The sequence below is a fragment of the Micromonospora sp. M61 genome (genome assembly GCF_018070245.1).
GTDB lineage: Bacteria > Actinomycetota > Actinomycetes > Mycobacteriales > Micromonosporaceae > Micromonospora > Micromonospora zamorensis.
In genome coordinates, this window is record NZ_JAGPYA010000104.1 from 1 (window position 1) to 10,817 (window position 10,817).

Below are 10,817 nucleotides of genomic sequence, written 5' to 3' on the forward strand. Positions count from 1 at the left end.
CCCGGGGCGACAACCCCCGGGTGACCGGCCGCCGCGTCGTTTCGGTGCCCGGACAAACCGATGGGGCCCCACCGTTTCCGGTGGGGCCCCATCGTCAACTCCTGCGTCAGCGGCTCTTGTAAGCCTCGACGACCTCGACCGGGATCCGGCCTCGTTCGGAAATCTTGTAGCCGTTCTTGACGGCCCATTCCCGGATGGCCCGGTTCTGCTCCCGATCCATTCCCGCGCCGGCGGGTCGCCCCGGCCGCCGGACTGTGCGGGCGCTCTCCACCGGGCCACGCCCGATCCGCCGACCCGCATTGATGTACGGGTCCAAAGCCTTGCGCAGGACACCGGCATTCTCGTCCGAGACGTCGATCGTGTAGGCCACGCCGTCGAGACTGAACTCGACCGTCCGGTCTGCCTTCCCACCGTCGAGGTCGTCGGTCAGGACCGTGATTACTTTTCTCGCCATTGCCGATTACTCCCTGTGTGCGGCGGGATGTGTCCAAAGTCTGACCTATCACCCCGGTAATCCGCAACAATATGCGTCCCATTCATTCGGCGCGTCGCGATTCTGTTACCGAGCAAAACCGTGAATCGCGCGCGCTGAAGCGGTCTCATTCGTCGAGGAGGCCGGCGTGCCCGGCGAGGGCGGCTGCCTCCGCCCGGTTGGACACCCGCAACTTGCGCAGCAACGCGGCGGTCATTCGTTTCACCGTCCGCTCCGAGACGTGCAGTTCGTCGGCGATCTCGATGGTGTTGCGGCCGACGGCGATCGCCCGCAGCAGCCGACGTTCCTCGCCGTCCAGGTCGACCGCCGCGGCGCGGGTGGGCCGCAGCATGGCGTGCAGCAGTTCGGCCGGCAGCACCGCCCACCCCTCCAGGACGGCCAGCAGCGGGGGCAGCAGTTCCTCCGGTTCACTGGTCTTCGGCAGGAACCCCTCGGCACCGGCCCGCAGCGCCTCCAGCGCCGGCGCCGGGTCGGCTGAACCGGACATCGCGACCACCCGTACCCGTGGGGTGGTCCGCCGGATCGCGCCCACCGCCCGGATGCCTCCCGGTGGGGGCATGTGCAGGTCGACCAGGGCCAGGTCGGGCTGCCACTGGCTGACCAGCGCCGCGGCGGCTGCGGCGTCGCCGGTCGAGGCGACCACCTCGGCGCGGCCGTCGGTGGTGATGGGGAGCAGCAGTTCGAGGCCGCGGACGAAGAGGGGGTGATCGTCCACGACGACAAGTCGCATGGTGGAGGCTCCCGGCATGTCTGCGCCGTTCCCCAGCGGGTACCGATCATGCGGGTACGCACCGAACGAGGGGAGTCGGGTGGATGCGCGCACGCCACGGTCTGCAGGGCCTGCTGCGAGGGTTGCGCCGGATCGAGCCAACTCCAGGCGAGATGCGACCACCGGTGGCGGATTCGGAGTTGCTGCTGCGGGTGTTGTGCCACGAGTTCCGTACGCCGATCAGCACCCTGACGTCGCTGACCCGCGCGCTGGCCGACGAGCAGCGAGAGCTCAGCGGCGCCGACCGGCAGGCGATCAGCGAGTTGGCCCGCGACCAGGCCGTCCACCTGCAGAGCCTGCTGCGCGACGCGACCGCCGGCACCGGCGCGCTGGCGCTGGCTCCACAGCCGGAGCCGGCCGTCCCGCTGGCGGGCATCCTGCGCGAGGCCGCCGCGCTGGTGCCGGGCGGTCGACGGCGTGCGCGGGCCACCCGGCGGGCGGGCGCCTGCCCGGTGCCGGCCGGACGGACCCGCCAGGTGCTGGTCAACCTGGTGGAGAACGCGCTGCGGCACGGGCCACCGGACGGGCAGGTGGGGCTGTACGCCACAGTGCGTGGGCCTGGCCTGAGCGTCCTGGTCACCGACGAGGGACGGGTCGACGACGCGTTGCTGTCCGCGTTGCGCCGCCCGGCGCCGGCGGTGGGGATGTCCGGGCTGGGGCTGTGGATCGTGCGGCAGCTCCTCGTGCCGGACGGGGGAGCGCTGCGGGTGCACCGACTGCGACCGCGCGGCGTGGCGCTGGAGGTGCTGCTGCCGACGGTTCACCCGCTGCGCTGACCCCAGCGGGACATGGGTTGGCCCGGTCGGGTCACCGAGGCGGGAACGGCACTCTCTACCAGTTCCCGTCATGAGGGGGTCAGATGTTCAGCCATGTGAAGGACCTGCAGTTCGAAGCCAAGCCGGACGGCCCGGATGCCGCGTTCGCCCGTCGCCTGCAGGAGGTGCTGGGCGGCAAGTGGGGTGAGATGACCGTCGCCAACCAGTACCTCTACCAGGGCTGGAACTGCCGGCTGCCCGGCAAGTACAAGGACCTGCTGCTCGACGTCGGCACCGAGGAGATGGGCCACGTCGAGATGATCGTCACGATGATCACCCGGCTGCTGGACAGCGCACCGCTGTCGTTGACCGAGGGGATCGCGGAGGATCCGGGGGGCGCGGCGACCTTCGCGGGGTCGAACCCGGCGCACTTCATCCACGGTGGCGGTGGCGCGTTGCCCGCCGACTCCAACGGGGTGCCCTGGAACGGCTCGTACATCACCGCCAGCGGCAACCTGCTGGCTGACTTCCAGCTCAACGTCACGGCGGAGGCGCAGGGTCGTCTCCAGGTCGCCCGGTTGTTCAACATGACCGACGACCCGGGCGTCAAGCAGATGCTGCGCTTCCTGTTGGCCCGCGACACGATGCACCAGAACATGTGGCTGGCGGCGATCGAGCAGCTCAAGGAGGACGGCCTGGAGGACATGCCGGTGCCGGAGGCGTTCCCGGACTCCGGCGACCTCAGCGAGGAGTACGGCTACACCTACCTGGGCTTCTCCTCGGGCACCGACTCCTCCGAGGGACGCTGGGCGTCCGGGCCCTCGCCGGATGGCAAGGGCGAGTTCCGGTACGACGACGCCCCGCGGGCGAACGCCCCGGAGCCGGTGCTGCCGCCGGGGGACCCGCGGTTGTACGGCACCAGTCCGGGTGTGGCCGGCTCGGTCGTGAACACGGTCAAGAGCAAGCTCACCTGAGGTGTCCGGTCGGGTCGCCCGCCGGTTTCGGGCGGCCCGACGGACCGGCCGGAAGAGTGGTCTGGGTCACAGAGCGGAACAAGGGGAACGCTTTGTTACTTGAGCCAGACACGCTCAACTCAACGTGATAGCAGGTGTTCGATGGCAACTCTTCCGGTACTTCCCCTGACCGACGCCGTGCTGCTGCCCGGCATGGTCATCCCGGTGACCCTCGACCCGACCACCCAGGCCGCGATCGACGCAGCCCGGGCCACCGGCGACCGCAAGCTGCTGGCCGTGCCGCGCATCGACGGCGAGTACGGCCCGGTCGGCGTGGTCGCCACCATCGAGAAGGTCGGCCGGCTGCCCGAGGGTGAGCCCGCCGCCGTCATCCGTGGCCTGTCCCGGGCCCGGATCGGCTCCGGCGTGCCCGGCCCCGGCGCCGCACTCTGGGTCGAGGCCTCCGAACTCGACGAACCCGCTCCCGCCGGCCGCGCCCGGGAACTCGCCCGCGAGTACCGCGCCCTGGTGACCTCCGTGCTCCAGCAGCGGGGTGCCTGGCAGGTCATCGACGCGGTGGAGCGGATGACCGACCTGTCCGAGCTGGCCGACTCGGCCGGCTACGCGCCCTGGCTGACCCTGGACCAGAAGACCGAACTGCTCACCGCGCCGGACGTGACCGCCCGGCTGGAGCTGCTGGTCGGCTGGGTGAAGGACTACCTGGCCGAGCAGGAGGTCACCGAGCAGATCAACAGTGACGTCCGCGAGGGGCTGGAGAAGTCCCAGCGGGAGTTCCTGTTGCGCCAGCAGCTCGCCGCGATCCGTAAGGAGCTGGGTGAGGACGAGCCGGACGGCTCGGCCGACTACCGCTCCCGGGTCGAGTCCGCCGAGCTGCCGGAGAAGGTCCGCGAGGCGGCCATGCGCGAGGTCGGCAAGCTGGAGCGGGCCAGCGACGCCTCCCCGGAGGCGGGCTGGATCCGCACCTGGCTGGACACCGTGCTCGAAATGCCGTGGGGCACGCGTACCGAGGACAACACCGACCTGGCCGCGGCCCGGGCGGTGCTCGACGCCGACCACGCCGGCCTGGCCGACGTGAAGGACCGCATCCTGGAGTACCTGGCCGTGCGCAACCGTCGTGCCGAGCGCAACCTCGGCGTGGTCGGCGGTCGCGGCTCCGGCGCGGTGCTCGCCCTCGCCGGCCCTCCCGGGGTCGGCAAGACCAGCCTCGGCGAGTCCGTGGCGCGCGCGCTCGGGCGTAACTTCGTCCGGGTGTCGCTCGGTGGCGTCCGCGACGAGGCGGAGATCCGCGGTCACCGGCGCACCTACGTCGGCGCGCTGCCCGGTCGGATCGTCCGCGCGCTGCGCGAGGCCGGCTCGATGAACCCGGTCGTGCTCCTCGACGAGGTGGACAAGCTGGCCGCCGGCTACGCCGGTGACCCGGCCGCCGCCCTGCTGGAGGTGCTCGACCCGGCGCAGAACCACACCTTCCGGGATCACTACCTGGAGGTCGACCTCGACCTGTCCGACGTGCTGTTCCTGGCCACCGCCAACGTGGTGGAGTCCATCCCCGGCCCGCTGCTGGACCGGATGGAACTGGTCATGCTGGACGGCTACACCGAGGACGAGAAGGTCGCCATCGCCCGTGACCACCTGCTGCCCCGGCAGCGGGAGCGGGCCGGGCTGACCGCCGACGAGGTGGAGATCGCCGACGAGGCGTTGGCGCTGATCGCGGGGGAGTACACCCGGGAGGCCGGTGTCCGGCAGCTCGAACGTGGCCTCGCCAAGATCCTGCGCAAGGTGGCGGTGACGCTGGCGACCGACCCGTCGCCGGTACGCGTCGACACCGACAACCTCACCCGTTACCTGGGGCGACCGAAGTTCACCCCGGAGTCGGCCGAGCGCACCGCCGTGCCCGGCGTGGCAACCGGCCTCGCCGTCACCGGCGCCGGTGGGGACGTGCTCTTCATCGAGGCGACCAGCATGGAGGGCGAGCCGGGGCTGACCCTGACCGGCCAGCTCGGCGACGTGATGAAGGAGTCGGCGCACATCGCCCTGTCGTACCTGCGCTCCAACGGGCGCCGGTTCGGCATCGACCCGAACGTCCTCGCCGGACGCCGGATCCACGTCCACTTCCCGGCGGGCGCAGTGCCCAAGGACGGCCCGAGCGCCGGCATCACCATGGTGACGGCCCTGGCCTCGCTGGTCACCGGCCGCCCGGTCCGTCCCGAGTTCGGGATGACCGGCGAGGTGACGCTGTCCGGTCGGGTGCTGCCGATCGGCGGGGTGAAGCAGAAGCTGCTCGCCGCGCACCGGGCCGGCCTCACTGAGGTGATCATCCCGGCGCGCAACGAGCCCGACCTGGACGACCTGCCGACCGAGGTGCGCGAGGCGCTGACCGTGCACACCCTGGCCGACGTGGCCGACGTGCTCGCCCTGGCGTTGCGCCCGGCCGACGTCAAGACGCTGGACGGTCCGGCGCTCTTCGCGGCCTGACGCTCCGAACACAAGGACCCCCGCCGTCTTTGGAGACGGCGGGGGTCCTCTGCGTACGCGGGGAGAGGTCTACTGTCTCGCTTGAATCTTCAACTACCTCTTCTTCGCCGCGAGGCGTCCCCCTGGAGGAACCCCCGTGAACGTGGTGCTCTGGATCATCCAGATCCTGCTCGCCGTCGTCTTCGCCGGCGCCGGCTTCGCCAAGCTGACCCAGCCCAAGGACAAGCTGCGCGAGATGATGCGGTGGGTGGACCCGGTCCCGCCGACCCAGGTCAAGGCGCTCGGTGCCGTCGAGCTGCTGGCCGCCCTCGGGCTGGTGCTGCCCCCACTCACCGGCATCGCCACAGTGCTCACCCCGCTCGCCGCCACCGGGCTGGTCATCGTCATGATCGGCGGCGTCCTCGTGCACCTGCGCGACAGGAAGAAGCAGGACACGGCGGAGCAGCGTCGTACGGAGCTGCAAGGCGCGATCACCTGCGCGGTGCTGCTCGTGCTCGCCGCCGTGGTGGCGTGGGGCCGGTTCGGGCCGTACTCCTTCTGATCCGCAGCGCCGGCGACCGTCGTACCTCGGCGGTCGCCGGCGGCGTGCTCGGGCCGGCGGTCGCCGGCGGCGTGCTCAGCGCTCGTCGCCCCCGCGGTCGCGGCGCACTGTGGCCTTGCGGCCCTTGATCGTGCTCTGGCGCAACCCGGAGATCACCTCGTCGGCCACCCCCTGCGGCACCTCGACCAGCGAGAACCGGTCGGCGATCTCGATCGAGCCGATGTCCCGACCACGGATCCCGGTTTCCCCGGTGATCGCGCCGACCAGGTCCTGCGGGCGCACCCCGGCGCGCCGGCCCAGGCCGACGAAGACCTGGACGGTGTTGCCGCCGCCGGAGCGCGGCCGGCCCCCGCCCCGCCGGTCGCCGCCCCGGCCGCCGGTCTCCGGTCGACCCTCGCGGGGACCGCGTACCGGGACCTGCGGGATCTCCTCCTCGTCGTCGGAGCCCGGCGACGTCACCTCGTGGGCCAGCTTCACGGCGGCGAGGGCGACCTCCATCAGGTCGAACTCGTCGGTCAGCGTCTCCACGATGACCCGGAACGGGTCGAGGTCGTCCTCGAGCAGGCTCTCCCGCAGCGCCGCCTGGGTCAGCTCCAACCGGCGGGTCCGCATGTCGGCCACTGTGGGGATCTTGTCGATGGTGATCCGCTGGCCGGTCACCCGCTCGATGGTCTTGAGCATCCGGTGCTCACGCGGCTCGGCGAGGGTGATCGCCACGCCCTCGCGGCCGGCCCGACCCACCCGGCCGATCCGGTGCACGTACGACTCCGGGGCGGACGGCACGTCGTAGTTGACGACGTGGGAGAGCTGCTCGATGTCCAGCCCACGGGCCGCCACGTCGGTGGCCACCAGCAGGTCGGCGGTGCCCGCCCGCAGTCGGCCCATCACCCGGTCGCGCTGCTCCTGGCTCATGCCGCCGTGCAGCGCCTCGGAGCGGTAGCCCCGGCCGTTCATCGTCTCGGTCAGCCGGTCGACCTCTTCCCGGCTGCGGCAGAACACGATCGCCGCGGTGGGCGACTCCACGTCCAGCACCCGGCCCAACGCGGCCGGCTTGTGGGCGCGGGTCACGATGTATGCGCTCTGCCGCACCCGCGGCGCCTCGCCCGCGACCGTCGGCTCCCGACCGATCTCGATCCGGACCGGCTCGCGCAGGTGCTGCCGGGCCATCCCGTCGATGCGCGACGGCATGGTGGCCGAGAAGAGCACAGTCTGACGCTCGGCCGGAGCGTGCTCCAGGATCGCCTCGATGTCCTCGGCGAAGCCCATGTCGAGCATCTCGTCGGCCTCGTCGAGCACCACCGTGGCGAGCCCGCCCAGGCGCAACGTGCCCCGGGCGATGTGGTCGAGGGCCCGCCCGGGGGTGGCCACCACCACGTCGACACCGCTGTCCAGTGCCCGCAGCTGCCGCCCGATCGGCTGCCCACCGTAGATCGGCAGCACCCGGGCGCCCAGGTCCTTGCCGTAGCGGTGGAACGCCTCGGAGACCTGCACCGCCAGCTCACGGGTGGGCACCAACACCAGCGCCACCGGGTCACCGCCCTGGCGGTGCGCCGTCATGAGGTTCAGCAGCGGGAGCGCGAACGCCGCCGTCTTGCCGGTGCCGGTGGCCGCCTGGCCCAGCAGGTCCCGACCCTCCAGCAGTGGTGGGATCGCCTCCCGCTGGATCGGGGTCGGCTCTTCGTAGCCGAGGGCGGACAGCGCGCCCAGCAGCTCGGGACGCAGCCCGAGCTCGGTGAAGGCGTACACCTCTTCGGCGCCGGCGGGGGCGGCGTCAATCGGTGCGTCGATCGGTGCGTCGTGCTGTGCAGGTGCGGAACTCATGTGCCAAGCCTTTCATTACGCCGTCCAAGCCGCTGCGCCGACCGCCACAAGAGCGCGATCAGCGCCCCGGGACACCCCCACAGGATCGGCGCAGCAACGCTGAAACTGCTGCCTCCGCGACGCCTGAGGCAGCAGTTTCACCGTTGTTGCGCCGATCCTGCCCGTTCGGCCCGGCGGCCAGAGCCGTCAGACAGCGCCGGTCAGGATCGCCAGGATCATGGTGCCCGCCAGTGTCGTGTCGAACACGCCGCACCACTCGGCGTACCCGCGCGGCACCACCCGGCCGGTGCGGTGGTGGGCCAGGTCCCACCCGGCGTGCGCCAGCCAACCGAGCGCCACCAGCCACGCGGCCGTCTGACCCCCGACCGCGACCGCGACCAGCGTCAGCGCGACCCAGACGACCAGGCCGACCAGTTGGGTGGCGAGCACGCCCGGCCCGCGCAGGGTGCGTCGGACCACGCCGATCAGCAGGTACCCACCGGGCAGCACCAGCATCGTCCACGGGGTGAGCACCCTCGGCTCGACCCACATGTCCACCGTCATCAGCAGCGCCAGCCCGGTCGGCCAGCGGTGGGCCAGCGCCACCATGGTCGGGTGCCGGCGTACCGACACCGGCGTCTCGTGCCGATGGCGCACCGCCACCAGCACCATCGCCGGCACCATCAGCAGGTGACCGCCGAGCATCAGGGCGTCGCCATCGAGCCGGCCGGCCCAGAACGGTACGAGCACCAACAGGAACGGCACGTACATCGCCGCGGCCATCTCCACGACCCCACGCCAGTGGTGCGCCCGGTAGCGCATCCACACCGTCATCCCGACCGTCATGTTCGTGGCCATCACCAGCGCGGCGACGTCCGGCCGGTCCAGCGTCCCGGTGATCCCGAGCGGGGCGCCGGCCGCGTCCCACAGGGGCCCGAGCAGCAGCATCCCGACGACCATCGCCAGCGCCATCTCGGCGAGATGCCACCACAGCCGCCGCGTGCCGGTGCCGGGCGCTGCCGGCATCGGCGCAGGCGACGGTACGACCATGCTGTCCGCGTACACCCGTGTGTTTTCCATGCCGTTGACACTGCCGGTGTCCCGGCGCGGTGGGCAGGCTCGTCCGTCACCGGAATCCCGTGCGGATCGCACGGTCCAACCGTGACATCTCGCACGGGTGGACCGGGCGCCGGGCGGTCCTAGGATCGGTGCGTGGCGAGCGAGGCGGTGACCCCCCGGGCGGACCGCCGGCTGCACCGGGCCCGGCGGGCGACGCTGCTGTCGCTGGCCACCGGCGTGTGGGCGACTGTCCTGCTGCCCACGGCCGGCCTGACGCGGGAGCCGTCCCCCGGCCGCGTCGCGCTCGGCGCGGTCGGGATCCTCCTCTTCGCGACCACCCAGACCGCTGTGCTGTACGCGGCGGTCACCCCCTGGCTCGCGCAACGGTGGCGACGTCGCGCCCAGCTCGGCCTGGTCGTCGTGGCGGCGCTGACCGTGCCGTTGGTGGCCCCGGTCGCGGCCGGGACCTGGCCGACCTGGGCGTGGATCGGGGCCTCCCTGGTCGGGATGGCCCCCTTGCTGGTCCGCCTCCCGGGCGCGCTGGCGGTCACCGCCGGCGCGCTGCTCGTGTCGGCGGCGGTGGCCTGGTGGACCGGCGGGTCCGTGGGGCGGTCCCTGGCCGTGACCGGGGGCATCGGGGCGGGCGTGGCAGCGGTCAACTGGTTCCAGGTCTGGTTCTGGGACCTGCTGGTGGAGGCTCGGCAGGGTCAGGCCGCCCAGGCCCGGCTGGCCGCCGCCGAGGAACGGCTGCGCTTCGCCCGTGACGTGCACGACCTGCTGGGGCACAGCCTCACCGTGATCGCGCTGAAGGCCGAACTCGCCGCGCGGCTCGCACCGGTCGACCCGGAGCGGGCCGGGCGGGAGGCCGCCGAGGTGCAACGGTTGGCCGCGTCCGCGCTCGCCGAGGTCCGCGAGAGCGTGCACGGCTACCGGGCCGTCGACCTCGGCGAGCAACTGACCGCGGTGGCAGACGTGCTGCGCTCCTGCGGGGTGCGCTGCACGGTGCCACCACACGTCGACCTGCCTCAGCCGGCCGCCACCGAACTGGCGGCGGTGCTGCGCGAGGCGGGCACCAACGTGCTGCGGCACAGCCGGGCCGAGTGGTGCCGGATCCACATCGACCGGGACGAGAACGGGGCCAGGATGACCATCGCCAACGACGGGGCCGACGACAGCGGCCCGGACGAGCACAGCCACGGCCTGCGCGGCCTGGCCGACCGGCTGGCCGCGGTCGGGGGAGAGCTGCGGGTCCGCCGGGAGGACAGGGTGTTCACCCTGGAGGCGACAGTGCCGGTGCCGTCGTGATCCGTGTCCTGCTCGCCGACGACGAGGATCTGATCCGGGTCGCGGTCGCCGCGCTGCTCGGCCTCGAACCGGACATCGACGTGGTGGCCCAGGCCGCCGACGGACCCACGGCGGTCACCGCGACGCTCGCGCACCACCCGGACGTGGCGGTGGTGGACCTGGAGATGCCCGGCCTGGACGGCATCGCGGTGGCCTCCGAGCTGGCTCGCGTCCGTCCTGAGTGCGCGGTGGTCGTGCTGACCGGGCACGGCCGCCCGGGGCACCTGCGTCAGGCACTGACCGCCGGGGCGCGCGGTTTCGTGCCCAAGGGCTCGCCCGGTGGCGCGCTCGCCGACGTGATCCGCCGGGTGCACGCCGGCGGACGGTACGTCGACCCGTCGCTCGCCGCCGACGCGTTGACCCTGCCGGCGTGCCCGCTGACGCCGCGGGAGCTGGAGACGCTACGGCTGGCGGAGGTCGGCGCGCCGGTCGCGGTGATCGCCCGCCGGGTGCACCTGTCCACCGGCACCGTCCGCAACCACCTCTCCGCCGCCGTACAGAAGCTCGGCGCGACCGACCGCGCCGAAGCCGTCCGCACCGCCCGAAACAACGGCTGGCTCTAACCGAGCCCCCCACCCCCACCCACCCCCCACCCGCCCCGTCGATCATG

10 protein-coding genes are annotated in these 10,817 nt (G+C 72.4%); 6 read left to right on the forward strand and 4 right to left on the reverse strand.

Annotation, left to right across the window (positions count from 1 at the left end; genetic code table 11):
• Positions 1 to 106: 106 nt before the first annotated feature.
• Together KBX34_RS31980 and KBX34_RS31985 are read right to left on the reverse strand one after the other, a co-directional pair.
• Positions 107 to 454, reverse strand: a complete 348-nt coding sequence (locus tag KBX34_RS31980) for an Lsr2 family protein (RefSeq protein WP_088948309.1) — start codon at positions 452 to 454, stop codon at positions 107 to 109.
• Positions 455 to 599: 145 nt separating this feature from the next.
• Positions 600 to 1,223 carry a response regulator transcription factor gene (locus KBX34_RS31985; protein WP_247672475.1) on the reverse strand — a complete coding sequence of 208 codons (624 nt, stop codon included), beginning with the start codon at positions 1,221 to 1,223 and terminating at the stop codon, positions 600 to 602.
• Between the two features lie 83 nt (positions 1,224 to 1,306).
• On the opposite strand from KBX34_RS31985, the gene KBX34_RS31990 reads away from it, so the two are divergent.
• From KBX34_RS31990 to KBX34_RS32005, 4 genes are all read left to right on the forward strand, one after another.
• Positions 1,307 to 2,038, forward strand: coding sequence for a sensor histidine kinase KdpD (locus KBX34_RS31990; protein ID WP_210928808.1), 732 nt, complete (start codon positions 1,307 to 1,309; stop codon positions 2,036 to 2,038).
• Between the two features lie 83 nt (positions 2,039 to 2,121).
• The gene (locus KBX34_RS31995; RefSeq protein WP_088948306.1) at positions 2,122 to 2,991 is read left to right on the forward strand and encodes a manganese catalase family protein; all 870 of its coding nucleotides are present in this window, start codon (positions 2,122 to 2,124) and stop codon (positions 2,989 to 2,991) included.
• A 141-nt stretch (positions 2,992 to 3,132) separates the two neighbouring features.
• Positions 3,133 to 5,463 carry an endopeptidase La gene (gene lon / locus KBX34_RS32000; protein ID WP_210789401.1) on the forward strand — a complete coding sequence of 777 codons (2,331 nt, stop codon included), beginning with the start codon at positions 3,133 to 3,135 and terminating at the stop codon, positions 5,461 to 5,463.
• 136 nt (positions 5,464 to 5,599) lie between these two features.
• Positions 5,600 to 6,004, forward strand: coding sequence for a DoxX family protein (locus tag KBX34_RS32005; RefSeq protein ID WP_088948304.1), 405 nt, complete (start codon positions 5,600 to 5,602; stop codon positions 6,002 to 6,004).
• Between the two features lie 75 nt (positions 6,005 to 6,079).
• On the opposite strand, the gene KBX34_RS32010 is transcribed toward KBX34_RS32005, so the two are convergent.
• Positions 6,080 to 7,825, reverse strand: a complete 1,746-nt coding sequence (locus KBX34_RS32010) for a DEAD/DEAH box helicase (RefSeq protein ID WP_088948303.1) — start codon at positions 7,823 to 7,825, stop codon at positions 6,080 to 6,082.
• Positions 7,826 to 8,011: 186 nt separating this feature from the next.
• On the reverse strand, positions 8,012 to 8,884 hold the full coding sequence (locus KBX34_RS32015) for a hypothetical protein (RefSeq protein WP_247672476.1): 873 nt from the start codon (positions 8,882 to 8,884) through the stop codon (positions 8,012 to 8,014).
• Between the two features lie 132 nt (positions 8,885 to 9,016).
• Here KBX34_RS32015 and KBX34_RS32020 point away from each other — a divergent pair, with 132 nt between their 5' ends.
• Entirely contained in the window at positions 9,017 to 10,168 is a 1,152-nt protein-coding gene (locus KBX34_RS32020; protein ID WP_210928809.1) for a histidine kinase, read from the forward strand.
• Positions 10,165 to 10,770: a DNA-binding response regulator gene (locus KBX34_RS32025; protein ID WP_210928811.1), complete on the forward strand. Its 606-nt coding sequence runs from the start codon at positions 10,165 to 10,167 to the stop codon at positions 10,768 to 10,770. The genes KBX34_RS32020 and KBX34_RS32025 overlap by 4 nt, the downstream gene beginning before the upstream one ends.
• The last annotated feature ends 47 nt before the right edge of the window (positions 10,771 to 10,817 follow it).

Coding starts and splice junctions, on each gene's coding strand:
- KBX34_RS31995 (WP_088948306.1), top strand. CDS start 2,122: ATGTTCAGCCATGTGAAGGACCTGCAGTTCGAAGCCAAGCCGGACGGC.
- lon (WP_210789401.1), top strand. CDS start 3,133: ATGGCAACTCTTCCGGTACTTCCCCTGACCGACGCCGTGCTGCTGCCC.
- KBX34_RS32010 (WP_088948303.1), bottom strand. CDS start 7,825: ATGAGTTCCGCACCTGCACAGCACGACGCACCGATCGACGCACCGATT.
- KBX34_RS32015 (WP_247672476.1), bottom strand. CDS start 8,884: ATGGAAAACACACGGGTGTACGCGGACAGCATGGTCGTACCGTCGCCT.
- KBX34_RS31980 (WP_088948309.1), bottom strand. CDS start 454: ATGGCGAGAAAAGTAATCACGGTCCTGACCGACGACCTCGACGGTGGG.
- KBX34_RS31990 (WP_210928808.1), top strand. CDS start 1,307: ATGCGCGCACGCCACGGTCTGCAGGGCCTGCTGCGAGGGTTGCGCCGG.
- KBX34_RS31985 (WP_247672475.1), bottom strand. CDS start 1,223: ATGCGACTTGTCGTCGTGGACGATCACCCCCTCTTCGTCCGCGGCCTC.